23 protein-coding genes and 2 pseudogenes are annotated in these 24,154 nt (G+C 64.8%); 12 read left to right on the top strand and 13 right to left on the bottom strand.

Annotated elements, in window-relative coordinates; genetic code table 11:
• Positions 1-83: 83 nt before the first annotated feature.
• Entirely contained in the window at positions 84-719 is a 636-nt protein-coding gene (locus ACVIIW_RS10890) for an HAD-IA family hydrolase (RefSeq protein ID WP_456700736.1), read from the top strand.
• 78 nt (positions 720-797) lie between these two features.
• On the opposite strand, the gene mtnA is transcribed toward ACVIIW_RS10890, so the two are convergent.
• The 3 genes from mtnA to ACVIIW_RS10875 all read right to left on the bottom strand — a co-directional run bounded on the left by mtnA (position 798) and on the right by ACVIIW_RS10875 (position 3,334).
• Positions 798-1,907, bottom strand: coding sequence for an S-methyl-5-thioribose-1-phosphate isomerase (mtnA, locus tag ACVIIW_RS10885; protein WP_456700735.1), 1,110 nt, complete (start codon positions 1,905-1,907; stop codon positions 798-800).
• A gap of 18 nt (positions 1,908-1,925) precedes the next feature.
• Positions 1,926-2,801 carry an S-methyl-5'-thioadenosine phosphorylase gene (locus ACVIIW_RS10880; protein ID WP_456700734.1) on the bottom strand — a complete coding sequence of 292 codons (876 nt, stop codon included), beginning with the start codon at positions 2,799-2,801 and terminating at the stop codon, positions 1,926-1,928.
• A 260-nt stretch (positions 2,802-3,061) separates the two neighbouring features.
• Positions 3,062-3,334: a phosphopantetheine-binding protein gene (locus ACVIIW_RS10875; protein WP_456700733.1), complete on the bottom strand. Its 273-nt coding sequence runs from the start codon at positions 3,332-3,334 to the stop codon at positions 3,062-3,064.
• 358 nt (positions 3,335-3,692) lie between these two features.
• Here ACVIIW_RS10875 and ACVIIW_RS10870 point away from each other — a divergent pair, with 358 nt between their 5' ends.
• From ACVIIW_RS10870 to ACVIIW_RS10860, 3 genes are read left to right on the top strand one after another with little or no spacing between them, the layout of a single operon-like run.
• Positions 3,693-4,910 (top strand): acyl-CoA dehydrogenase family protein, encoded by a 1,218-nt coding sequence (locus ACVIIW_RS10870; RefSeq protein WP_456700732.1) that lies wholly within the window; start codon positions 3,693-3,695, stop codon positions 4,908-4,910.
• Between the two features lie 40 nt (positions 4,911-4,950).
• Positions 4,951-5,931: an amino acid--[acyl-carrier-protein] ligase gene (locus ACVIIW_RS10865; RefSeq protein WP_456700731.1), complete on the top strand. Its 981-nt coding sequence runs from the start codon at positions 4,951-4,953 to the stop codon at positions 5,929-5,931.
• Between the two features lie 36 nt (positions 5,932-5,967).
• Positions 5,968-6,843: an acyl-CoA acyltransferase gene (locus tag ACVIIW_RS10860; RefSeq protein WP_456700730.1), complete on the top strand. Its 876-nt coding sequence runs from the start codon at positions 5,968-5,970 to the stop codon at positions 6,841-6,843.
• A gap of 137 nt (positions 6,844-6,980) precedes the next feature.
• On the opposite strand, the gene ACVIIW_RS10855 is transcribed toward ACVIIW_RS10860, so the two are convergent.
• On the bottom strand, positions 6,981-8,675 hold the full coding sequence (locus tag ACVIIW_RS10855; protein ID WP_456700729.1) for an EAL domain-containing protein: 1,695 nt from the start codon (positions 8,673-8,675) through the stop codon (positions 6,981-6,983).
• A gap of 219 nt (positions 8,676-8,894) precedes the next feature.
• On the opposite strand from ACVIIW_RS10855, the gene ACVIIW_RS10850 reads away from it, so the two are divergent.
• Positions 8,895-9,155 carry a hypothetical protein gene (locus tag ACVIIW_RS10850; protein WP_456705129.1) on the top strand — a complete coding sequence of 87 codons (261 nt, stop codon included), beginning with the start codon at positions 8,895-8,897 and terminating at the stop codon, positions 9,153-9,155.
• 74 nt (positions 9,156-9,229) lie between these two features.
• On the opposite strand, the gene ACVIIW_RS10845 is transcribed toward ACVIIW_RS10850, so the two are convergent.
• From ACVIIW_RS10845 to mtgA, 3 genes are all read right to left on the bottom strand, one after another.
• Positions 9,230-9,871 carry a hypothetical protein gene (locus tag ACVIIW_RS10845; protein WP_456700728.1) on the bottom strand — a complete coding sequence of 214 codons (642 nt, stop codon included), beginning with the start codon at positions 9,869-9,871 and terminating at the stop codon, positions 9,230-9,232.
• A gap of 144 nt (positions 9,872-10,015) precedes the next feature.
• Complete coding sequence (rpmF, locus tag ACVIIW_RS10840; protein ID WP_007598106.1) at positions 10,016-10,198, bottom strand: 50S ribosomal protein L32; 183 nt, start codon at positions 10,196-10,198, stop codon at positions 10,016-10,018.
• Positions 10,199-10,369: 171 nt separating this feature from the next.
• Positions 10,370-11,044: a monofunctional biosynthetic peptidoglycan transglycosylase gene (gene mtgA, locus ACVIIW_RS10835; protein WP_456700727.1), complete on the bottom strand. Its 675-nt coding sequence runs from the start codon at positions 11,042-11,044 to the stop codon at positions 10,370-10,372.
• Positions 11,045-11,205: 161 nt separating this feature from the next.
• Here mtgA and ACVIIW_RS10830 point away from each other — a divergent pair.
• Both ACVIIW_RS10830 and ACVIIW_RS10825 read left to right on the top strand, forming a co-directional pair.
• Positions 11,206-12,130 (top strand): annotated as a pseudogene (locus tag ACVIIW_RS10830) (polyprenyl synthetase family protein).
• Positions 12,131-12,137: 7 nt separating this feature from the next.
• The gene (locus ACVIIW_RS10825; RefSeq protein WP_456700726.1) at positions 12,138-12,827 is read left to right on the top strand and encodes a DUF1345 domain-containing protein; all 690 of its coding nucleotides are present in this window, start codon (positions 12,138-12,140) and stop codon (positions 12,825-12,827) included.
• A 46-nt stretch (positions 12,828-12,873) separates the two neighbouring features.
• On the opposite strand, the gene ACVIIW_RS10820 is transcribed toward ACVIIW_RS10825, so the two are convergent.
• Together ACVIIW_RS10820 and ACVIIW_RS10815 are read right to left on the bottom strand one after the other, a co-directional pair.
• The gene (locus ACVIIW_RS10820; RefSeq protein ID WP_456700725.1) at positions 12,874-14,679 is read right to left on the bottom strand and encodes a caspase family protein; all 1,806 of its coding nucleotides are present in this window, start codon (positions 14,677-14,679) and stop codon (positions 12,874-12,876) included.
• Between the two features lie 177 nt (positions 14,680-14,856).
• Entirely contained in the window at positions 14,857-15,285 is a 429-nt protein-coding gene (locus ACVIIW_RS10815; protein ID WP_456705128.1) for a GFA family protein, read from the bottom strand.
• Between the two features lie 92 nt (positions 15,286-15,377).
• Between ACVIIW_RS10815 and ACVIIW_RS10810 the strand changes: the two genes are divergently transcribed.
• The 3 genes and pseudogenes from ACVIIW_RS10810 to ACVIIW_RS10800 all read left to right on the top strand — a co-directional run bounded on the left by ACVIIW_RS10810 (position 15,378) and on the right by ACVIIW_RS10800 (position 18,430).
• Positions 15,378-15,752, top strand: coding sequence for a nuclear transport factor 2 family protein (locus ACVIIW_RS10810; protein ID WP_456700724.1), 375 nt, complete (start codon positions 15,378-15,380; stop codon positions 15,750-15,752).
• A 166-nt stretch (positions 15,753-15,918) separates the two neighbouring features.
• Positions 15,919-16,776: a class A beta-lactamase gene (bla, locus tag ACVIIW_RS10805; RefSeq protein WP_456700723.1), complete on the top strand. Its 858-nt coding sequence runs from the start codon at positions 15,919-15,921 to the stop codon at positions 16,774-16,776.
• 45 nt (positions 16,777-16,821) lie between these two features.
• A pseudogene (locus tag ACVIIW_RS10800) lies at positions 16,822-18,430 on the top strand (Na+/H+ antiporter).
• A 137-nt stretch (positions 18,431-18,567) separates the two neighbouring features.
• Here the strand turns inward: ACVIIW_RS10800 and ACVIIW_RS10795 are convergent.
• From ACVIIW_RS10795 to ACVIIW_RS10780, 4 genes are all read right to left on the bottom strand, one after another.
• Positions 18,568-19,395, bottom strand: a complete 828-nt coding sequence (locus tag ACVIIW_RS10795; protein WP_456700722.1) for an N-acetylmuramoyl-L-alanine amidase — start codon at positions 19,393-19,395, stop codon at positions 18,568-18,570.
• A 177-nt stretch (positions 19,396-19,572) separates the two neighbouring features.
• A complete protein-coding gene (gene ispG, locus ACVIIW_RS10790) occupies positions 19,573-20,856 on the bottom strand; it encodes a flavodoxin-dependent (E)-4-hydroxy-3-methylbut-2-enyl-diphosphate synthase (protein WP_456700721.1) in 1,284 nt (427 codons plus the stop codon).
• A gap of 12 nt (positions 20,857-20,868) precedes the next feature.
• Positions 20,869-21,822, bottom strand: coding sequence for a DMT family transporter (locus ACVIIW_RS10785; protein WP_456705127.1), 954 nt, complete (start codon positions 21,820-21,822; stop codon positions 20,869-20,871).
• Positions 21,823-21,856: 34 nt separating this feature from the next.
• Positions 21,857-22,351 carry a Fur family transcriptional regulator gene (locus ACVIIW_RS10780; RefSeq protein ID WP_456700720.1) on the bottom strand — a complete coding sequence of 165 codons (495 nt, stop codon included), beginning with the start codon at positions 22,349-22,351 and terminating at the stop codon, positions 21,857-21,859.
• Positions 22,352-22,507: 156 nt separating this feature from the next.
• On the opposite strand from ACVIIW_RS10780, the gene ACVIIW_RS10775 reads away from it, so the two are divergent.
• Both ACVIIW_RS10775 and ACVIIW_RS10770 read left to right on the top strand, forming a co-directional pair.
• The gene (locus ACVIIW_RS10775) at positions 22,508-22,990 is read left to right on the top strand and encodes a MarR family winged helix-turn-helix transcriptional regulator (RefSeq protein WP_456700719.1); all 483 of its coding nucleotides are present in this window, start codon (positions 22,508-22,510) and stop codon (positions 22,988-22,990) included.
• Complete coding sequence (locus tag ACVIIW_RS10770) at positions 22,983-24,152, top strand: HlyD family secretion protein (protein WP_456700718.1); 1,170 nt, start codon at positions 22,983-22,985, stop codon at positions 24,150-24,152. Before ACVIIW_RS10775 ends, ACVIIW_RS10770 begins: the two co-directional genes overlap by 8 nt.
• Positions 24,153-24,154 lie beyond the last annotated feature (2 nt).

Here is a 24,154-nt window from a genome sequence, read left to right as displayed (position 1 = left end):
ACATGCTCTGGCATCGGCAGGACTGGCCCTTGCCGATAGCGCATGCTAGCCCTCCTGGAAAGCAATTGACGAGGGCGGAATTGGTGGCGATCGAGGCTGTGATCTTTGATTTTGGCGGCGTGCTGACGAGTTCGCCGTTCGAGGCATTCTCGCGATTCGAAACAGAGCGCGGTCTGCCGGCCGACATCATCCGACGCACCAACGCGGCCAATCATCTGGAAAATGCCTGGGCCAAATTTGAGCGCGCCGAGGTCGATATCGAGACATTCGACAAACTGTTCGCGGCGGAATCACTCGCCCTCGGGGCGGAAGTTCGCGGCCGCGAGGTGCTGCCGCTGCTGCAGGGCGATCTGCGCCCCGAGATGGTCGAAGCGCTGAAGCGCATCAAGGCGCAATTCAAGACCGGCTGTATCACCAACAATCTGCCGGCCAATGCCATCGGCAGCATGACCGGACGCTCGCTCTACGTTGCCGAGGTTATGGTGCTGTTCGATCACGTCATCGAATCCGCCAAGATCGGCCTGCGCAAACCGGATCCGCGGATTTACCAGCTGATGGTCGAGACGTTGAAGGTCGACCCGAAGAACTGCGTTTATCTGGACGATCTTGGCGTGAACCTGAAGCCGGCGCGCGAGATGGGCATGACCACGATCAAGGTCACCGGCGGCACGCAGGCGATCGCCGAGCTGGAGGCCGCAACGGGGCTTATGCTGGGGTAGTCTATCATTCTCGTCATTTGCGAGGAGCGAAGCGACGAAGCAATGACGGCGCGTGGCGACCTCGCCTCGCGCGAACCCCTATTCCGCCGCGGCGGCGATGCGCTCTGGGAACGCAGCTGCGAGCGAGGCGCGATCCGGCTTGAGCACCCCCCGTTCGGTTATGAGGCCGGTGACGAGCCGCGCCGGTGTCACGTCAAACGCATAGTTCGCGACCGGTGAGCCCTCGGGCACGATCCGCACAGTCTCAAGCCTTCCATCCACGGTGCGGCCAGTCATGTCGGTCACTTCGGTGCCGCTGCGCTGCTCGATCGGGATGTCGCGGATGCCGTCGTCAACCGCGAAATCGATCGTCGGCGACGGCAATGCGACATAGAACGGCACGCCATTGTCGTGCGCGGCGAGCGCCTTCAGATAGGTGCCGATCTTGTTGCAGACGTCGCCATTGGCGGCGACGCGGTCGGTGCCGACGATGGCGAGATCGACCATGCCGTGCTGCATCAGGTGCCCTCCGGTATTGTCTGGGATTACCGTGTGCGGCACGCCGTGATGGCCGAGCTCCCACGCCGTGAGCGAGGCTCCCTGGTTGCGCGGCCGGGTTTCGTCGACCCAGACATGGATCTTGATGCCGCGCTCATGTGCGAGATAGATCGGCGCGGTCGCGGTGCCCCAGTCGACGGTGGCGAGCCAGCCGGCGTTGCAATGGGTCAGCACGTTGACCGTCTCGCCCGGCTTCTTCTTGGCCACCATCGCATCGATCAGCGCAAGGCCGTTGGCAGCGATGCCGCGGTTGATCTCGACGTCCTGTTCCACGATCTCGTCGGCGCGGGCATACGCCGCTTCCGCCCGTTCGACCGGATCGATCGGCGCGAGCGCCGTGCGCATCTCGTCCAGCGCCCATTTCAGGTTGATCGCCGTCGGCCGCGCCACGACCAGCGTGTCATAGGCGCGTTTTAAGCCGGCATCGGAGGCGTCCTCGCGCATAGCGAGCGCCATGCCATAGGCCGCGGTCGCGCCGATCAGCGGTGCACCGCGAACCAGCATATCCCGTATCGCGACCGCCGCGTCCTCACACGAAGTCAGGCGGGCGACGACGAAGTCGTGCGGCAGCCGGCGTTGGTCGATGGCGCCCACCGACCAGCCGTCACGCTCGCGCCAGATGCTGCGGAAATGCTTGCCGTCGACCTTCATGGCCTTCTGCCTCTCACTTCAACCGCGCAGGATGCGCCCGGCTACCGCGTCGAGTTTCTTCAGGAGTTCGGGATCGCGCGCCTCCGGCGCGGTGATCAGCGCGGTGTCGAGCGCGCGGTCCGAGCCGATCGGGCACAGCTCATGCTCGCGCGGGAAATCCCTGGCGAGTCGCGCCACGAGTGATTTCGCCTTGTCGGCGTTCGACGTCAGCACGCGGATGATGTCCTGCACGGTGACGGCGTCGTGATCGGGATGCCAGCAGTCGAAATCCGTCACCATCGCGACGGTCGCATAGCAGATCTCCGCCTCGCGGGCGAGCTTCGCCTCGGGCATGTTGGTCATGCCGATCACGGAATAGCCTGATGTCTTGTAGGTCATGCTCTCCGCATAGGTGGAGAATTGTGGCCCCTCCATGCAGACATAGGTGCCGCCGCGCGCGATCGCTATGCCCTCGGCCTCGGCGGCCGCAGCAAGGTGAATCCGCAGCCGCGGCGAAACCGGATGCGCCATCGAGACATGCGCAACGCAGCCCTTGCCGAAGAACGAGCTTTCGCGCTTGTAGGTGCGGTCGACGAACTGGTCGACGAGCACGAAGGTGCCGGGCGGCAGCTCCTCCTTGAAGGAGCCGCAGGCCGAGAGCGAGATCAGGTCGGTGACGCCGGCCCGCTTCAGCACGTCGATATTGGCGCGATAGTTGATGTCGGAGGGCGACAGCCGGTGGCCCTTGTCGTGTCGTGGCAGGAACACGATCGGCAGGCCTGCAATGGTGCCGCGCCGCAGGGGTGCCGACGGGTCGCCCCAAGGGCTCTTGATCACCTCTTCGTGCGCGCCCTCGAGACCCGGCAAATCGTAGATGCCGGAGCCGCCGATGATGCCCAATACCGCCTGCGTCATGCCTGCTCCACCCTGTCCGCCTCGCGCGACATGGTTAAGCTATGCCAGTTTTGGGACGGATTTGGAACGGGGTGATGGCAAGGCGGCGATGTCGACACTGTGAGATGTGACCGGCCTCGACCGCGCATCGGTGCCGTCCGGCGAAGGCCGGGATCAAGACCGCGAATCGTTGGCCGGTGCCCTTAGTCCCGAACGACCAGCCTTCGCAAACTCCCCCTGGGGGTTATGGGTCCCGGCGTTCGCCGGAACGACAGCGGACGTTAAGCCGCCTTTGCCAGCTTCAGCTGGGTTGCGACCATGCGCTCCAGCGTCGCGACGGACTGGAAATTCTCCGGCGTGATCTCGGTTTGCGGAATCGTGAAGTCGAACTCGGCTTCGACACCCAGCATCAGATTGACCATGTCCATCGAGGTCAGGCCGGCGTCGACGAGCTTCGTCGACGGTGCGACGTCCGCGGTGAGCGAGTTCTGCTCGAGGATATCTTTCACCAGCTTGATGATGCGGTTACGCACGTCAGTGTCGAAGGCCTGCATGGTTAAGTTCCCGTCTGTCCATCATAGGTCGAACCGGTCGCCCGGTACGATGGGCGCGACGGGCCGATCTCACAATGGGCGCCACCATTACTTCGCGTTTCTTAGTAAACGACGCCTCAGATCGTCTGGAATCCCGGCCTCTTCCGGATCCCTAACGCGACCGCTGAAAATTTCATCCTGCAAACAACCGGACCTTAACTGTTCATTCCGAATTGCAGTTCGTTTACCCTCTATTTGATCGACGAATTTGAATTAAATCCGTAGCCTCATCTCACAAGCAAAGAAGGTCGGAGCATCGCTGATACGCCGTCGCGAATGATGGCGGCGATCCATCACGACGCAACGGAGGCGGACGAGCATGAACGTGCGTGAAGCAGTCCTCACTGTCGACGAAGCGCAGCCGAGCCCTCTCGGGCAGGGCCCGTCATTGATCGAGCGGGCAGCGCGCACCGCAAGCGTGGCTGCGGCCGACGCCGACGGAGTGGATCGCGACGCCCGTTTCCCCCACAAGGCATTCGACGCGGCGCGTGAACAAGAGCTGCTCGGCGTCATGATCCCGGTCGAATTCGGTGGCTTCGGCGCATCGATCTACGACGTCACCGACATCTGCTACACGCTCGGGCGCGCCTGCGCGTCGACCGCGATGATCTACGCGATGCACCAGACCAAGGTCGCCTGCGTCGTCAGGCACGGCCATGGCATTCCCTGGATGGAAACCATGATGCGGCGGGTCGCCCGCGACCAGTGGCTGCTCGCCTCCTCCACCACTGAAGGCCAGAACGGCGGCAACATCCGCGCCAGCGCCGCCGCCGTCGACGTCGCCGGCGACACCGTTTCGCTGCTGCGCGACGCCACCGTGATTTCCTACGGGGCCCAAGCCGACGGCCTCGTCACCATCGCCCGCCGCGCCACCGAGGCGGCCGCCTCCGACCAGGTGCTGCTGGCGCTCGCCAAGGACGATTATTCGCTGAAGCAGACGCTGGGATGGGAAACGCTCGGCATGCGCGGGACCTGCTCGACCGGATTCGAGCTGAAGGTCGATTGCCCCGCCGACCGCGTCTTCCCGGAAGCCTATGACAAGATCCACGCGCAGACCATGACACCGTTCGCGCATCTGTGCTGGTCGTCGGCCTGGGCCGGCATTGCCGCCGCCTCGGTCACGCGTGCGCAGGCGTTCGTCCGCAAGGCCGCCCGTAGCTCCGGCGGTCAGATGCCGCCGGCGGCCGCGCATTTCACCGCCGCAAAAATGTCGCTGGCGAAGCTGCGTGCACTGATTGCCGCAAACGTCGATGCCTTCGCCCGGGTCGAACATGATGAGCGCGCGCTCGGGTCGCTCGACTTCCAGTCCTCGATCACGCTGCTGAAGGTGCAGGCCTCCGAGCTCGCGGTCGAGACCGTGATGCATGCGATGCGCACGGCGGGTCTTTCCGGCTACCGCAATGACGGCGAGTTCACCATGGGCCGCCATCTGCGCGACGTGCTGTCCTCGCCGATCATGATCAACAATGACCGCATTCTGGCCAACGCCGGCACCGCCACCCTGATGAGCGGCGTGCCGGCAAGCCTTCGTGACTAAATCAACAAGAACAATCTTCAGATAGCAGGACATCCGACCCATGAACATCGCAGTCCTCCCCGATTCACCCGAGACGGCCCCTCAGGTCGTCGATCCGCTCGATCATCTCGCCGACAAGCTGTTCCACCGCATGGGTGCGGACGGCGTTTACGCGCGCACTGCGCTCTATGAGGGTGTCGTCGAGAAGCTCGCCGCGCTGATCACGAGCAATCGCGAGGCCGGCACGGAGGTGATGCGCTTCCCGCCGGTGATGAGCCGCGCGCAGCTGGAAAAGTCCGGCTACCTCAAGAGCTTTCCGAACCTGCTCGGCTGCGTCTGCGGCTTGCACGGCACCGAACGCGAGATCAACGCCGCGGTGAGCCGCTTCGACGCCGGCGGCGATTGGACCAGTTCGCTCTCGCCGGCCGATCTCGTGCTATCGCCCGCCGCCTGCTATCCCGTCTATCCGATCGCGGCGAGCCGCGGCCAGTTGCCGAAAGGCGGCCTGCGCTTCGACGTCGCTGCCGACTGCTTCCGCCGCGAGCCGTCAAAGCATCTCGACCGCCTGCAATCGTTTCGGATGCGCGAATATGTCTGCATCGGGACCCCCGACGACGTCGCCGATTTCCGCGAGCGCTGGATGGTGCGCGCCCAGGCGATCGCGACCGACCTCGGCCTGACCTTCCGCGTCGACTATGCGAGCGATCCCTTCTTCGGCCGCGTCGGTCAGATGAAGGCGGTGAGCCAGAAGCAGCAGCAGCTCAAGTTCGAGCTGCTGATCCCGCTGCGCTCGGAAGAGCAGCCGACCGCCTGCATGAGCTTCAACTATCACCGCGAGCACTTCGGCACGACCTGGGGCATCTGGGACGCCAATGGCGAGCCGGCGCACACCGGCTGCGTCGCGTTCGGCATGGATCGCCTGGCCGTCGCGATGTTCCATACCCACGGCGCCGATCTCTCCGCGTGGCCCGGCAAAGTGCGGGACATCATGGGCATGCAGCCGCTCGCTCCGGCCGACGCCCACGGCGAAGGCTGGCGCTGAGCTGAGAGGCCGACCATTTCCACGGGCAAAACGAGCGTGATCCACACCAAGGTCCGATGTCGCGAGATCACCGAGTCCGATGTTGAAGCCATCGCGGACTTGCTGACGCGCGGCTTCGTCGGCCGCTCGCGGGATTACTGGATCCAGGGCCTGCGACGGCAAGCGTTCCGGCCGGTGCCGGACGGCTATCCGCGCTTCGGCTACATGCTGGACAACGACGGCGAGCCGGTGGGCGTGCTGTTGCTGATCTACACCACGCGCGGGCATGGCGAGGAGACCGCCATCCAGTGCAACCTTTCGAGCTGGTATGTCGAGCCGGCCTATCGCAACTACGCGCCGCTGCTGACCAAGATCGCGCAGCGGCACAAGCACGTCACCTACCTCAACATCAGCCCGGCGCCGTGGACCTGGCCGATCGTGGAGACACAGGGCTTTCGCGCTTATTGCCGCGGCATCTTCATCTCGGTGCCGGCGCTGTCGCGGGCGCCGCGCTGGAGCAAGATCGAGGTCATCTCCCAGCACGCCAAGACGATCGAGGGACTTTCCGAGGCTGAGACGGAACTGCTGACACGGCATGCGCGCTACAACTGCCTCAGCCTGATCTGCCGCACGCCGAAGGGCGTATTCCCCTTCATCTTGCAACCGGTGCGTATCCGGCGCGGTTTCATCGCACCCCCGGTGATGCAGCTGATCTATTGCCGCAGCGCGGCCGAATACGCCGCCTGCGCCGGCCGCATCGGCCGGCTGCTGCTGAGGCTCGGCAAGATCCTGGTGCTCGCCGATTCCAACGAGCCGATCCGCGGCCTTGTTGGCATTTATACCGAGCGACGCGGCCGCAAATATTTCAAGGGCCCGCACCGCCCGCGATTGGCCGATCTCACCGATACGGAACTCGTGCTTTACGGGCCATAGGCGCGGTTCTCGTTGATGTCCTCGAAAACAACCCCATGCACAGTAGAACGGGCGTTGATTTCAAAGGAGAAATTCGTCGCATCCGCCGCGAGATGGTGGACCCGGCGCAAGGGCGCCTTTGCCCAGCCGACGGCACCTCACCCCGCCGCGGGTAGCGCGCTGTCCGATGTCGCGCTCCACGGCCGTTCGGCTGACGCCAATCCGATGAGCCGGCCCTGGATGTAGTCGCAACCCCAGTCGCGCAGCATGTTCGCGGCTTCCTCGTCCTGCACCCATTCGGCGACGGTCTTGATGTCGAGGCGGCGGGCGAGATCGATCAGGGTTTGCACGAAGGCACGGTCGTCGGCGGAATGGGTGATGTTCTGCACGAAGGCGCCGTCGATCTTGACGATGTCCACGCCGAGCTTGCGCAAATTGCGGAACGAGGTGTAGCCGGCGCCGAAATCGTCGATGGCGATGCGGCTGCCGAAATTCTTCAGGCGGCCGACGAAGGCGCGGACATCGTCGATGTCCTGGATCGCGACCGTCTCGGTGATCTCCACGATCAACCGCTCGGCCACGCCGGGATGGGCGCGCATCAGCGATTCGATCCCGGCCCACCAATCGGGATCCATCGTGGTATCGGGCGAAATATTCAGGCTGAGCCTGACATCCGGCGCAGCCGCGAGCTCGGCGACCACGAGCTCGAGCACGCGGTGATCGACGAGCCGGATCAGGCCGAGCCGCTCGGCCACCGGCACGATGTCGGGCGCGAGCAGCACCTGCCCGTCGCCCTGGTCCATGCGCACCAGGCATTCGTGGAACGCGCCCTCGCGCGAGACCGCCGACACCACCGGTTCATAGGCGAGCTTGATGCGCCGTTCGTTCAGCGCGGTGACGATCTCGTCGGTGACACGGATGTTGACGCGGCGCTGCGCATCGCGCGCGGCGTCCGGGCGCCATGCCGCGACCGAACCGGCGCGGCGGCGCTTGGCGGCATCCAGCGTCTCATGGGCGCGGTTGACCGCCTCGCCGGCATTGCGGGCATAGCGCGGCAGGCTGACCGCGCCGATCGACGCGGTGACCGAAACCGGTCCCGATTTGGTCGGCACCACCTCGTCACGGATGCCGGCGAGAAATCGCTCGGCGGCAACGTTCATGTCGTCGACGGTGCAGTTCTTCAGGATCAGGCCGAACTTGTTGCCGGAGAAACGGCCGAGCACGTCACCGCCACGCAGGCGCGCGCGAATGCGCCTGGCGATATCGAGGATCACGGCATCGGCAACGTCGAAGCCGAAAGCATCGTTGACGCGGGCAAGGTGATCGATGCCGACCAGCATGAAGGCCGCGGTCGAGCGGAAGCGGGTCGTCTCCTCGATCGCTTCGGCCAGCGCCGCGAGCAGATGGGAGCGGTTGAGCTCGCCGGTCAGCGGATCGAGCCGCGCAAGCTTGGTCAGTTCCTCGTCGCGCGCGTGCCGCTCATTGTTGATGCGGACGGAGCCGATCGCACGCGTTGGGCGGCCGTCGGCACCGGCGAACCAGCGGCCGGTCTCCTCGATCCAGACCACGGGATCGGACGCGCTCAGGCGCACGCCATATTCGATCCGGTAGGGCGTGCCCTCGGCGCCATGCACGGCGGAGGTTTGCGTCAGCGCGGCACTCCGCAGCGTCTGCGCGGGCTCGATCAGCTTGGCGAACTCGGCGCCGGTCGCGAGCCGCTCGGCCGGGATGCCGGGGAAGATGGCGCCGGCCTGCTCGCCCCAGACGATGGCATCGCTGGCGATATCCCAGACGAAGACCGCCTGGCCGAGGGCGGCCAGGATCTCGGAGGCTTGCGGCAATGCTGGGGTCAAAAGCGCCTCGTTTCGGGACAGCGGGGAGTCCTGAGCCGGCACAGGATACGGCCAGATTCGTCCTCCAACCTAGGCAAAGTTCATAAACAATTTGGAAACCACGTTCCCGAGGCCCTGGGAACGGAATAGGCTCGGCCGGCATAGGCCTTGCGAGACCATCACATGCACCGGCGCCAGCGTCCCGAAATGCGCCAGTTCAACCGGATCAGCGGTGTGGCGATGGTGAATGCGGACCAGATCGAAGAAACAACGCGGGAAGCAAGTACCGCGCTGGTCCCGCTGACGCCGGTTTTGCAGTGGGTCCGCAAAATGCCGCTGACGCGCCCCGATCCGAGCTTCGTCGCCCAGCTGATCGCCAATGCCGAACACGTGCCACAGGCGAGCCGGCTGCGGCGCGGCTCCTCCGAGGACGCGCGCATGGCCTATGGCAGCAAGCTCCCGCTGCCCAGCGTCAGCGCACGTACGCGTCAGGTGGCTTGAGCAAGCGAGGCCTTCTCCCCTTCACCTCTGCCCGTTAGAGCGGGGCCGGGGAGCACACTGGCCCTGCCGCAAGATCAGCGCGGCTCTTCGGGCGAGGGCGGCGTGCCGTTGCCCGGCTGCAAATGCGGCGAGGGAATTTCCGGCGACGGGACGATGCCCGGCTTGGGCGCGGGGTGATCCATCAAAACGGATTCCGCAACCGATTGGGCCGAGGGCGCTGGCGGCCGTTCGGGCTGCGGCGCGGACACCGGATCGAGCTTCGGCTCGAACGCCGTCGCCGGCGGCGGCGCCTCGACCTGGCGCTTCGTCTTGCGCGGCACCGCGACGGTCTCGGCGGCGACATAGGCGATGCGCCGGCGCGCGCGCTGGGCGATGCCGCCGAGGAAATCGGCCATCGCCAGCAGCACCAGCAGGAAGTAGGTGGAGTTGCCGAATTTGGGCCACATCACGAATTCGGCCGCGGCCGCGCCGAAGATGATCAGCGACAGCAGATGATCCATCAGGAATTTGGCGCCGGGCCGCGCGCCCTTGACCACTTCGAGCAGCAGCAGCAACACGCCGAGCGCCAGCAGCAGATCAGCCAGGGTAACCGGCCAGGTTTCGCCCGTGATCATCGGCACCTTGAACAGCACGTCCGAAAAGGACACGCTGGGCATCAGGAAGGCGATGATATTGTACACCGCGAGCGGAATCAGGAGCAGCGGGAAACCGACCATCGGCAAATCGCCTTCTCGATCAAGATGTCCAGGCAGGACAATGCGGCGGCGAAGCATTGGCTCCGCCGCCGTCACTGTCATATCTCATGGGTTGGCCGAAATCAGGCAGGTGAAATCATTCTGCCCGGAGAAAGGTCCTAAACTTCAGGACTCTTTCTTCTTCAGGACCTGACGGCCCTTGTACATGCCGGTCTTGAGGTCGAGATGGTGCGGACGACGGAGCTCGCCGGAGTCCTTGTCTTCCACATAGGTCGGCTTCTTGATGGCGTCTGCCGAGCGGCGCATGCCACGGCGCGACGGCGAGGTTTTTCTTCTCGGAACGGCCATTTCAGTATCCTCTAGGGATTGGTGTTCATCCGGGCATCGTCCGCGGAGGGACGGCTCAGCACCCGCAAATACGAGGCGAGCTGAATGCCGATCAAGGCCGGGCTTATAGAGGAAGGCTGGCCGTAAAGCTAGGGTTCTGGGACGGAAAATGCGCCCGGAAATGGCCCGAAATCAGCGATTTTCCCGCCAGCAGGTCAAAAGCGAGGAGGCTTGCGCCCTCGCCACATAGGTCCCGGCCAGCCGACGAACGCCAGGCCCCGGGGTCCGGGCGCTGCGCTTGACCGGATTCGGCAGGATCGAGGCCAAAAGCGCCGCTTCCCGCGGGGAGAGGCTCGCGGCCGACTTGCCGAAGGCATAGGCGCTCCCCGTCTCCGCTCCGAACTGGCCCTGGGGGCCGAGCTCCGCGATGTTGAGGTAAATTTCCAGTATCCGGTGCTTGGGCAGGACGAGGTCGATCCAGAGCGCCAGCGGAAATTCCAGCGCCTTGCGAACGAAATCCCGGCCCTGCCAGAGGAACAGGTTCTTTGCTACCTGCTGGGTGATGGTGGAGGCCCCACGGAACGGCGTACCGTCCTCCTGAGCGTCGTCGATCGCCTCGCGCAGCGCCCCCCAATCGATGCCGTGATGCTTGCAGAAATGGGCGTCCTCGGCCGCCACCACCGAGCGCGGCAAATAGGGCGACATCGCCGCCAGATCCATCCATTCCCGATGCATCGGCGCGCCCGTCAGCGAGCGCCAGGCCATCAGCGTCGAAACCGGACGACCGCTGCGGTAGAACGGCGCGACCACGTAGGGTGCGAGAGCCACGACCGCCAGCGCTACCAGCAGGATTTTGACGATGCGCAAATCGACCTTTCCGGCGGGAAATCAAACGCGGCCACGGATCCCGGCATTAAGTCTGTGATAATTCGGGCGTTTTCCAGCACTTTTTAGGCCTTCCAAACGATTGACTGGGGCGGGCGCATAAAGGATTGTCCGGCCGAATTTTAGTCCTGGAGCCTTTCTTGATGACCGGCACGTCCCCGTCCGATTTCGCCAAGCGTCTGGACAAGACCGCTGACGACACCGAGGCCTTGCTCGCTCGCCTGCTGTCGGACGACATCCTGCACGATGAGATCGCCCGCCCCAAGCGACTGATGGACGCAATGCGTTATTCGAGCCTCGGCGGCGGCAAGCGCCTGCGGCCGTTCCTGGTGGTCGAGAGCGCGGCCGTGTTCGGCGTTCCCCGCGAGGCCGCGCTGCTGGTCGGCGCCGCGCTTGAATGCATCCACTGCTATTCGCTGATCCATGACGATCTGCCGGCGATGGACAATTCGGACCTGCGCCGCGGCCCGCCCCACCCTGCACAAGCAGACCGACGACGCCACCGCGATCCTCGCCGGCGATGGCCTGCTGACGATCGCCTTCGACATCATCACCCGCGACGAGGTCCATCGCGACGCCAATGTGCGACTGCTCTTGACCCGCGCGCTGGCCCGCTGCGCCGGCATCGGCGGCATGGTCGGCGGTCAGATCCTCGATCTGGCCGGCGAAGGCCGCTTCGGCGGCAACGAGCCGATCGACGTCGCCCGCATTCAGCAGATGAAGACCGGCGCGCTGCTGCGCTACGGCTGCATCGCCGGCGCGCTCCTCGGCCAGGCCTCGAAGGCGGAATATCAGGCGCTCGACGATTACGGCCGCGCGCTCGGCGAAGCCTTCCAGATCGCCGACGACCTGCTCGATGTGGAAGGCGATGCGGCCGCGCTCGGAAAGCCGGCCGGCGCCGATGCTGCACTCGGCAAGACCACTTTCGTCACCCAGCTCGGCATCGAAGGCGCCAAGCAGCGGGTGCGCGATCTGCTCGCGCGCGCCGACAGCGCAGTCTCGATCTTCGGCGACCGCGCCGCCGTGTTGCAAGCCGCTGCGCGGTTTGTGGCTGAACGCAAGAACTGACGCGTTCATGGCGACCGAGGGCAAAGAAGATCCCGTCCTCGCCCGCTTCCGCCAGATGTCGCGGCCGATGCGGCTGATTTACTCGCGGCCGCGGACCTTCATCTCGCTCGGCGTCGGCATCTTCGTCTGCCTGCTCATGCCCGGCTCGTACCGGTTGGTGACTCGGCTGCTGTTCGGCTGGGATGCGCTGATCGCGGCCTATCTCGTGCTGGTTTACACGATGATGCTGTGCAACGACCACCAGCACATTCGCCGTGCGGCCGCGATGCAGGACGACGGCCGCTTCGTGATCCTGCTGGTGACGGCGACCGGTGCCTTCGCGAGCATTGCCGCGATCGTCTATGAGCTCGGCACGCCCCACCGCGGCGCGATGGAGCTGACCGTTGCCATCACCACGATCGCGCTGTCCTGGGCCGCCGTGCACACGACCTTTGCGTTGCATTACGCCCATGACTATTACCGTCCGCCGTCCGGCGGATTGCAGTTCCCGAGCGGCGACAAGGAAGACCACGCCGACTATTGGGACTTCGTCTATTTCTCGTTCGTGATCGGCATGACCGCTCAGGTCTCGGATGTCGGCATCACCGACAAGACCATCCGCCGCACGGCCACGGCGCACGGCATCGTGTCTTTCATCTACAACACCGCGCTGCTGGCGCTGACGGTGAACATCGCGGCGAGCGCGATCTCGACTTGACCGCCGTCCGTAACCGTCGCGCATGACGGCGCTGACGCAGTGCCCCCTAATTGCAAACCTCGACATTTGCGTCATTGTGGGGGCCGCCACCGCCGCGATATTCGAGATGACAGCCACGCGAGACCGGACGGCAGCCGAGGGTGTTGCAGAAAATCTGACCGCTGCCCGTGCCGCGGCCAGCGCCGGCGGCAGCGGCAATGCCCGCAGCGGCACCGTGGCCGCCCTCCGCTCCGGCAGCCGCACCGCCGGGCTGGCGACGCTGTCTTGCCGGACGCTCGTCCCGATCGTCGCGCTTGGCGGTTGCGGGCTTTGCGTCGCGCTTCCTGGCACACTCATTGTCGTCGTTCAGCACATAGCCGTCGCCACAAACGATCCTGGTGCATTTGTCGCCGTCGGACTTGAAACCGTGATCGCAGACCAGCGGGCAGACGCGCGACTGCCTTGACTTGATCGTGTCGAGCGCATCGGTGCTCGCCACCTTCACGTCGAGCTTGGTGCCGGCATAGCGATTGAACTGCGACAGCGACCGCTGCGAGGACGTGTTCCAGTTGCCATCGGCCTGGCCTGAGAAGCAACCGACGCGACCGAGCTCGGTCTGAACTGCGCGGCTGAGATCGGCCGGCGCGCTTGCTGGCGTCAACGCGGCGACATCGGTGCCGGAGAGGCTCGCCGAGCTGGCAGGCGCAGCGCCCGGCGCCGAGGCGGCGAGATTGACGCGCTGCTGCTCGGCAGCCGCAGCCTGCTGCTGCGCCTGCTCCTTGGCTTTCTGCGCGGCAAGCTGGGCCTGCTCGGCCGCCTTCGCATCGGCAGCAGCCTTGGTCTGCGCATCCTTCTGCGCGCCGAGCGCGGCGAGACGGTCGCGCTCGGCCTCCGCCTGTTTCGCCTTCTCGATCGCGACAGCGTGAACCTGCTCGGCCTCGATCTTGTCGAGCTGGAGCTTGGCGAGGCTCGCGTAGAACCCATCAGGGTGCTGGGCCAGGAAGGCTTCCCACGCCGGCTTGTTGCCGATTTGAAGCGCCAGTTCGTAGTCGCGGCGCATATCGGCTTGCGGATTGATCGCAGGTGCGGGCGCCGCCGCGGCCTTGACCGCCACCAACGGCACGTCTTCGCCGCCGAGCGAGCCGTAGACGAACGGCTCCTGCTTGTTGTTGGTGATCTTCAAGACGTCGTCGCGCACGAAGCCGAAGGCGCGGCGGACATCGAGGCCCGGCGTCGTCAGATGCTTCGACAGCGCAACCGTGAATGGGCTATTGCTGCCGTCACCGTCCTGCGCGGTGGAGCCGGCCTTGGCCGAATAGGCGATCAGGGTGTTGGGGCTGCCCGGCTCGACCTGCGCCAGGCCCCGCCCGATGCCGCGCGAGGCGATCGTGCGTTTCATGGCCTTGCCGAAGGGATTGTCACGGCAGGCGTCGAGGATCACCAGACGAAGCTGCTTGGCCGGCTCGATCGCGACAAGGATGCGGTCGAGCGACAACGCTTCGTCATACACGTCGGTGTCGCGTTCGAGCTTGGCGTCGACCGGAATCAGATAGTTGGCGCCGTCGACCTCGATGCCGTGGCCCGCGTAATAGACGACGGCGATATCGGCATCACGTGCAGAGTCGGCGAATTCGCGCAGCACGCGCCGCGTATCGAGCGCCGTCAGGTCGTGGCGGGAATCGACGACATCGAAGCCGGCATCCTTCAGCGTCGTCGCCATCACCGCACCGTCATTGACGGGGTTGGCGAGCGAGGGAGCGTGCTGATAGTCCGAGTTGGCGAGCACCAGCGCGACGCGCTTTCCGGCGAAGGCTGGCCCGGCGGCAAACATCAGCGCGACAGCGAGGAGCAATGGTCTGAACAAATTGCGCATGACGAGACTTCCAAATCCGGAGCAGTTCACACCCTCCGGGACGACCTTAGCAAGCTCCGCCATCCGCGCTTGTGATGGGGGTCACGAAGACGGCACCCTAGCAGGTTGAGGAGCCCCTTTTGTTAGTCGCGCCAGCGCGTTGGCGGTTCGCCGCCGAATCGGCGCGGGCCGGCTTCCCTAACCGTCCCCGATATGGCCCCGATACTGCGGCAGATTGTCCGTGATCTCGTGCCATGGCGCCTTGGAGCCGACGAAAATATGGGCGCTCGGGCGGATCGAGGGGGCGTCGACCAGGGTTCCCAAGGTGACATGGATCCATTGTCCTTCGCGAACCCGGGAATAAAGCAGCGAGCCGCAACGGGCGCAGTGCGCGTCATGGGTGGTGTCGTCCCCGTAGATCATCCGCTGGTCTTCACCCCCGATGAGGCGGAGCTGGCCGTACGCGATGCCGGCGAACGGCTTGAAGGCGGAACCGGTGGTGCGGCGGCAATTCGAGCAGTGGCAGTTCAATGCATAGGAAAACGCGTCCGCCACCTCGTAGCGGACGGCGCGGCAAAAGCATTCGCCGGCAAGGATACGAGCGTTCCGATGTTGTGAACCGGTCATGATGCCCTCGCGAAAATGGCAGAAGACAGCCATAGCGCGATTTGACGTGTACGACTAAGTTTCCGCGCAGCCATCATGCGAAAGGATGACCCATGAGCGAGAACCGGTCCAGCGTCGAAGCCGTCGTGCAATCCTATTTCGACGGGCTCTACGAGGGTGACGCCGACAAGCTCGGCGCCGTCTTTCATCCGTCCGCCGATCTGCGCTGGGTGGAAAACGGCGAGCTGAAGATCCTGACCGTGCCGGACTGGCTTGCCTGGGTCCGCAAACGTCCCTCGGCCAAGGCCGAAGGCAAGCCGCGCGAGGATTTCATCGTCACGATCGACCGCTCGGACGACAAGACCGCCTTCATCAAGGTCAAATGCCAGCTGCCGCCGCGGTTCTTCACGGATTATCTGGTGGCGATGAAACTCGCCGGCGGCTGGCAGATCGTGTCGAAATCGTATCGGTATGATCTGAAGGAATGAGGGGCCGCTGCCCGAATCGAGCCCACTCGTCCCTCACTCTCCGTCATTGCGGGTCGAAGCAATCCAGTATCCCGTCCCGGAGACAGCCTGGATTGCTTCGCTGCGCTCGCAATGACGGTGCGGATGACGCATCCGCACCTCACCTCCTTCCCCCCGAAAGTCACCCATGAATCTCGATCGTCGTTCCCTGCTCGCCTCGCTGTGCTGGATGGCCGCCTCTCCCGCATTTGCAGCTGACGCGCCGCAAGATCTCGAATCCTATGAGCGCGAGAGCGGCGGCCGGATCGGGGTCTATGCGGAGAATCTCGTCACCGGCGCGAAGCTCGCCTGGCGCGCGGACGAGCGCTTCGTGATGTGCTCGACGTTCAAGGCATCGCTCGCGGCGTGCGTGCTGGCGCGGGTGGATCGCCGCGAGGAGAAGCTCGCCGCAACGATCTCCTACGGCAAGGCCGATCTCCTGGAGTACGCACCGGTCGCGAAACAGAACCTCTCGGCCGGCGCGATGTCGGTGGCCGACATGTGCAAGGCGAGCGTCGAGCTCAGCGACAACACCTGCGCCAATTTGTTGCTGGCGCGGATCGGCGGCCCCGCCGCGCTCACCGCGTTCTGGCGCTCGATCGGCGATACCACATCGCGGCTCGACCATAATGAACCCGAGCTCAACCGCTCGCCGCCCGGCGATGTCAGGGACACCACGACGCCGGCGGCGATGGCTGGGAATCTCAAGCGGCTGGTGACAGGCGAGGCGCTGTCGGCGGCCTCAAGAGCCCAACTCACCGAATGGATGGTGGGTTGCAAGACCGGCGCGAACCGGCTGCGCGGCGGTCTGCCGGCAGGCTGGACGATCGGCGACAAGACGGGCAACAACGGCAAGGACGCATCGGGCGATATCGCGGTCGCCTGGCCTAAACCCGGTGCACCGATCCTGATCACCGCCTACACCCAGGGCGGCACACCTGATGCGGCGCAGCTCGAGGCCGTGTTCGCGCGGATCGGGCGCATGGTGGCCGAGCGGCTGGTGTAAGCCGTCTGCATTGACCTCTTGGCCGCTTCCGGGCCAAGACAGGTCATGATCGCAGCGAAATTCCAGACCTTCCTCATCCTGCTTGCGGTGCTGGCAGGCACGGCGCTGGTCGCACGCCGCTTCAACATGGCACCTGCCATTCTGCTGATGCTTTCCGGCGTCGGCCTGGCTTTCGTGCCGGGCATGCCGCCGGTGGAGCTGCCGCCGGAGCTGGTGCTTGATGGTGCTGCCGCCGCTGATCTACTCGGCGAGCGTCGCGATGAGCTGGCGCGAGTTCAGGAACAATCTGCGCCCCATCGTGCTGCTCGCGGTCGGCGCGGTCATCTTCACTGCGGCCATGGTCGCAACCGCGACCCATTATCTGATCGGCCTGCCCTGGGACGTCGGCTTCCTGTTGGGCGCAATCGTCGCGCCGCCCGACGTGGTGGCGCCGCTCGCGATCGCGCGCCGGCTGAACATGCCGCGCCGCCTCCTGGTCATCCTCGAGGGCGAAGGGCTCGCCAACGACGCCACGGCACTGATCCTCTACCGCTTCGCGCTCGCAGCGATCATGGTCGGACATTTCTCGTTGCCGCTGGCGGCCGGTGAATTTTCCCTCATCGTCGCGGGCGAAATCGCCTTCGGCATCGGCGTCGGCTGGCTGTCCCTGCGCTTCCGCAAATGGTCTGGGGATCCGCAGGTCGAGCTGACGCTGTCGCTGATCACGCCTTACGTCTCCTATTGGCTGCCGGAGCATGTCGGCGGCTCCGGCGTGATCGCGACCGTTGCCTGCGGCCTTTATGTCAGCTGGAACGGGCCGCTGCTGATATCGGCATCGACGCGGCTGCAAGGCATCTTCTTCTGGGATCTCATCATCTATCTGATCGAGGGCTTGCTGTTCCTGCTCACCGGCTTCCAGATGCGGGCGCTGTACGAGAAATCGAAGGCGTTCCCGCTCGACGACATCATGATCGCGACCGCCTTGGTCATGGCCATCATCGTCCTGGCGCGCTTCGCCTGGCTGTATCCCGCGACCTATCTGCCGCGAATGCTCTCGAAGTCGCTGCGAATGCGGGATCCATCGCCGCCCTGGCAATGGCCGTTCGCGCTCGCGTTCACCGGCGTGCGCGGCGCGGTGTCGCTGGCTGCCGCGCTGGCATTGCCGTTCACGCTGCCTGGGGGCGACGCCTTCCCCTATCGCGACCTGATCCTGTTCGTCGCCTTCGGCGTCATCTTCATCACGCTGATCGGCGTCGGCCTGACGCTGCCGCCGGTGGTGCGCTGGCTCGGCATCGCGCAAGCCGGCCGCGTTGAGCACGTCGCCGAACACGAGGCCGAGATCGCGGCACGGCGCCAGGCGCTGGACGCCGCGCTGAAATCGCTCGATGCCTTGACCGAGGAGAAGGAGGTCTCCGACGAGGTGATGCGGCTCCTGCGCGCCCGCCACGAAATCCGCCTCAACCAGCTTCCCGATTCACTGGATCCCGCCCACCACGACGTCTCCGCCGCCGGCACCGCGTTGACCCGCGAGTTGATCGAAGCCGAGCGCAAATTCATCCATGATCTCCTGCGCGACGGCCGGATCACCGACGAAACGCGGCGGAGGATCGAGCGCGATCTCGATCTGGAAGAGGCGAGCCTGGCGAACCGGGAGTATCGGGGCGGGCCGCTATAGCGGCTTTCTCGCCATTGCGGGGAGCCCGCGACAAAATCGCGAAGCAATCTTGCGCTGGCGACGAAGCAATCCAGACTGTCTCCGTGGAAAGATTCTGGATTGCTTCGCTGCGTTCGCAATGACCGGTGTTGAACGGTCTACCGACGCTCGCAATACGTCCGCATCGCCGCCACCACGGCCGTCGCGATCAACTCCTGCCGCTCCGGCGAGTTCATCGCCATCTCCTCGTCGCGGTTGATGATGGAGCCGGCTTCCAGCAGGACCGCGGCGCTCCGGGTCTGCGACAGCACGACAAGGCCGTCGTAGCGGTAGACGCCGACATCCTTGTCGAGCAATGGGTGGCGGTAATGGCCCATCAACGGCAGGGCGTACTGGGTGGCGTAGTGCAGGCCCTTGTCCTTCAGCTCCCGGCCCAGCAGCCTGGCGAAGAGCAGGCTGGCGGCGAAGTGCGGATTGCGCTCGGACACGAACAGCGAGTGACCGCTGAAGCGGTCGCTGAAATAGCTCTTCGCGCCCTCGAACTCCCAAGGCTCGAGCATCTTGTCCGGCACGGAATCGTGGTGAATCGAGAGAAAGAAATCAGCATGCGCGGCGTTGGCCGTGCCGACGCGCTCGAGCAGGCTTGCGCGCGCGTTGCCCTCGGTCACCAGCACCCGGGTCGCGGCGAAGCCTGCCGAGGTCAAGCGCTCCCCGATCAGCCGCGCCAAATGCAGGTTGAAGCCGAATTCCACATCGTTGCGCGCGCTGGTCGCGCCTTGCGAGTCCGAGGTGTGTCCGACATCGAGAATGATCTTGAATTTGCGCGGATCGCATGTCTTCGGCGCAGGCGGCTTGATCGACGAGGGTCTGGGCTTTGCTCTCGCGGCCTTGCGCGCCGCGACCGCTTCGCCATGGTGACCTGGCAAGACCAATAGCGGGATCAGCGACACAGCAAGAGCGGCGGTGATGCGCCACGCATTTTTCACACCGGCCCTTCCCCCTTCACCGTCACGCGCGCCCCCGAGCGGGTCCGCGTTCTGATCGGGAATTATCGTAGCAATGTAGGGCGGGTTAGCGAAGCGTAACCGGCCACTTCGCTCGGGCAAAAAATAGGGCGGATTAGCTGCGCCAATCCGCCCTACAATTTCGATGTCGAACGACGCTTACTCCGCCGCAGTGACCGGCGCCTTGGCGCCCTGGCCGTAGCGCTGGTCGATGTAGTCGATCACCAGTGCCTTGAAGTCGGCCGAGATGGTCGGGCCGCGCAGCGTGCGGAACTTCTTGCCGTCGACGAAAACAGGCGCGGCCGGCGCTTCGCCGGTGCCGGGCAAGGAGATGCCGATATTGGCGTGCTTGGATTCGCCGGGGCCGTTGACGATGCAGCCCATCACCGCGACGTTGAGCTCTTCGACACCAGGATATTTGCTCTTCCAGTTCGGCATCTCGTCGCGGATGAAATCCTGGATCGAGCGCGCCAGCTCCTGGAACGTGGTCGATGTGGTGCGGCCGCAACCGGGACACGCTGCAACCAGCGGCACGAAGGTGCGGAAGCCCATGGTCTGCAACAGCTCCTGGCCGACCTGCACCTCGCGGGTGCGATCGCCGCCGGGCTCCGGCGTCAGCGAGATGCGGATGGTGTCGCCGATGCCCTGCTGCAGCAGGATTCCGAGTGCGGCCGAGGACGCCACGATGCCCTTCGAGCCCATGCCGGCTTCGGTGAGGCCGAGATGGATGGCGTAATCGGAACGGCTGGCGAGATCCTGATAGACCGCGATCAGATCCTGCACCGCCGAGACCTTGGCGGAGAGGATGATGCGATCCTTGGGCATGCCGAGCTCTTCGGCGCGCGCGGCCGACAGCAGGGCCGACTGCACCATCGCCTCGCGCGTCACCGCGCGCACGTCGCGCGGATTGGCGGACGCGGCGTTCTCATCCATCAGCCTGGTCAGCAGTTCCTGGTCGAGCGAGCCCCAATTGGCGCCGATGCGCACCGGCTTGCCGTTCTTGTTCGCGATCTCGATGATGTCGGCGAACTGGGTGTCGCGCTTGTCCTTGAAGCCGACATTGCCGGGATTGATGCGGTACTTCGCCAGCGCTTCGGCGCAGGCCGGATAGGCCGCGAGCAGCTTGTGGCCGATATAGTGGAAGTCGCCGATCAGCGGCGTGGTGATGCCACGCTTGGCGAGGCCGTCGCGGATATGCGGGACGGCGGCCGCCGCCTCTTCGCGATCCACGGTGATGCGGACCATTTCGGAGCCGGCGCGCGCGAGCGCTGCGACCTGGGCGATGGTGCCGTCGATGTCGGCGGTGTCGGTATTGGTCATCGACTGGACGACGATCGGCGCGCCGCCGCCCACGCTGACGTTGCCGACCTTGACCTGGGTGGTCTTGTGCCGGGGCGCGGGGCCTGCGAGGTCGGAATCGATGGTGTTCTCGAGCTTGTTCATGGGGTCCAAATATCAGGTTTTGGTGACGTTCAGCAATGCATCAGCCGGCGCCGCGGCCGTTTGGCTCGGACGGTTAACCAGAAAAAGTCCAGCAATTACAAGGACGGCTGCCGCCCCAAAGGCCAGACTCAGGCTGTCGTGCATGATGAAATAGCTACCCACCACGCCAAACAAAGGGGTGATGAAGGTAAAAGCCGACAATTTGCTGGCCGAATAGGCCTTCACCAGCGCGAACCAAAGCGTGAACGTGGTTCCGACCACCCAGACAGCCTGAACGGCCATCAAGGCGAACGACAGCGGCGACGGGGTGTGGCTGATGGTTTCCCCTGATAACAGGGCGGCGGTGCCGAGGATCGGGATCGAGGTTGCGACCTGATAGCCGAGCGCCTTCTCCGGCGCGGCGAAACGCAACCGCGTGCCCTTGGCGACGAGCGTGGTCGCGGCCCACAGCGATGCACCGCCGACGATCATGAGATCGCCGAGCAGCACATGTGAATCCACATTGGCCTGCGGGACGCCGATCGCGAGCGCGACGCCGGCAAAGCTCACGGCCAGTCCCAACCACTGCGTGCTGCCAAGGCGCTCGCCGAGCATCTGGTAGGAGCCGAGCGCGACGAAGAAGGGCGCGGTGTAGAGGAACACGACCGCGCGCGAGGCCGTGGTGAGGCGCAGGCCCTGGAAGATCAGCACGAACTCGAGGCCGAACATCAACCCGGCGATCAGGCCCGGCTTCCACGTGCCGTCATTCTCGAAAAATTTGACGCCCCGAAATGTACCGATGAGGAACAGCACCGGCAACGCGACCGTCGAGCGAATCATCGCCTGCAGCATCGGCGGGATATCGGGCAACACCAGCTTCACCGCAATCTGGTTGAAGCCCCAGGTCAGACATAGCATGAGCATCAGGGCGATGGCGCCGGCACTCAGCGGGCGCGCGGCGGACGGAATGGCTTGGAGTGGGGGCATGTCTTCCTGAGTCCCGGCTTGCGCCGTTGTTGCTTTAAGATGCTTTCTGACAATGAGTGCAGACGCCCGTGATCTCCACCACGGACAGCTTTGGTGCAAAGCCCGAGGCGCGCGCCGCGGCGTTGAGATCCCCGGCAAAGGATCCTGACGGGATTTCGCCGACGAGGCCGCAGCGCTCGCAGATCAGGAACGCCACCGCCGAGGTCGCGTCGTGGTCGTGGGCAGCGCAGGCGAGATAGGCGTTGCGGCTCTCGATGCGGTGCACGAGGCCGTTCGCCATCAAGAAATCGAGCGCGCGATAGACGGTGATGGGCGCCGGCCGCGGCATCGACTTGGCCAGTTCGTCGATCACCTCATAGGCGCCGAGCGGGCGATGGCTGGAGAGCAGCGCGCCCAGCACCTGGCGGCGGATCGGCGTGAATTTCTGCGCGCGGGCGTCGCAAACCGCCTCCGCATGCGCCAGCGCGTCCGCGGTGCAGCGGCCGTGATCGTGGTCGGGCGTCGGAAATGCCGGCTTTGCGAGGGTCATTCGACCCGCGTTCTAGCATTTCGGCCAGGGAACCCAAAGCACGACCGCCACGATGGCGGTCAGCCATGCTTTTGCCGCGGGACAGCATCGCATCTACCTGCCATGAAATAATCATAAGCTAGCTTATTATATCCAAGCTTATTGGAGACCAAGCTTATGACCCGCGGGTCTGTCGACCAGAACTTCCTGTTCACGCTCGGCGAGCTCTACCGCCTCTTGCGCGTCTATGCCGACAAGGAGGCCTCGCGTTTCGGCATCACCCGCGCGCAATGGGCTGTGCTGGCCAAAGTCGAGCGCAGCGAGGGCATGAAGCAGTCGGAACTCGCCGAGTTGCTGGAGATGCAGCCCATCACGCTGACGCGGCTGATCGACAAGCTCTGTGACAGCGACTGGATCGAGCGTCGCAACGACGCCACCGACCGTCGGGTCAAGCGCCTCTACCTGAAGAAGGCCGGCCGGGCGCTGCTTGGCAAGATGAGCGGCCTCAAATCCGAGCTGACCGCCAACGCGCTCGACGGCATCAGCCCCGCGGACGCCCATCGTCTCTTCACCCAACTCGAAACCATCAAAGAAAACGTGCGAACCGCGATCCAGACATCAGGCGCGGAACAAGCGCGTAAGGAGCAGCGCTATGGCTGAACAAGTCCTCAAATTCCAGCCCGAGCAGAAAATCGACGGCGGCAAACCCAGCAAGAAGGCCGGAACCGATCCGCGCCGTCGCTTCGTCGCCGGGCTGCGCCGTCATCGTCGCTTTTTGCTGATGGTGGTGCTGCCGATCGTGGCCCTGATCGCAGGCCTGACCTTCTATCTCAATGGCGGCCGCTATGTCGGCACCGACGACGCCTATGTCGGCGCGCAGAAGGTGCTGGTGACGCCCGACATATCGGGCAAGATCGTAAAGGTCGTCGTGAAGGAGGGCGAGCTCGTCAGGCAGGGCGACGAGCTGTTCGACATCGACCCGGTCCCGTTCCAGCTCGCCGTGGACGAGGCGAAGGCCCAGCTGATGCAGGCCAAGTCGACCTATGACAATCTCGTCGCCAACATCAAGATCTATGGCGACATGCTCGATCTCGCCCAGAAGGGCGTCGACCTGAAGCAGCGCGACGTCGAGCGCAAGCAGGCGCTGGTGAAGAACAATTACGGCTCCCAGCTCGATCTCGACAACGCCTCGAACGCGCTGGTCACGTCGGGCTCGATCGCACAATACGTCAAGCAGCAGATTTCGACCGCCAAGACCCAGCTGCTCGGCGACCCTGACCTGCCCCTGGAAAAATTCCCGGCCTACGCCCAGGCCAAGTCCAAGCTCGAGAATGCCCAGCGCAATCTCGACCATGCCGTGGTGCGGGCGTCGATGGATGGCGTTGCGACCCAGGTGGACCAGATCCAGCTCGGCCGCTACGTCGCCGCCGGCACGCCGGTGTTTTCCATCATCGACGTCGCCCATCCCTGGGTCGATGCCAATCCGAAGGAGAGCGATCTCACCTACGTCACCGCGGGACAGCCTGTCACCCTCGAGGTCGACGCGTTCCCGAACCACGTCTTCAGGGGCAAGATCGGTTCGCTCTCGCCCGGCACCGGCGCGCAATTCGCGATCCTGCCGCCGCAGAATGCCACCGGCAATTTCGTCAAGGTGGTGCAGCGCGTCCCGATCCGCATCTATTTCGACGAGAGCGACGACTACGTGAAGAAGCTGAAGGCCGGCATGAGCGTCTATGCCACCATCGACACCGGCCATCGGCGCTCGCTCGCCGGCCTGCTCGGCCTGTCGGCGAACGCAAGCCAAGACAAAGAGCAGGACTGATC

It is taken from the genome of Bradyrhizobium sp. USDA 4449, from assembly GCF_054056275.1.
This window is presented reverse-complemented; position numbering and strand designations above follow the sequence as displayed.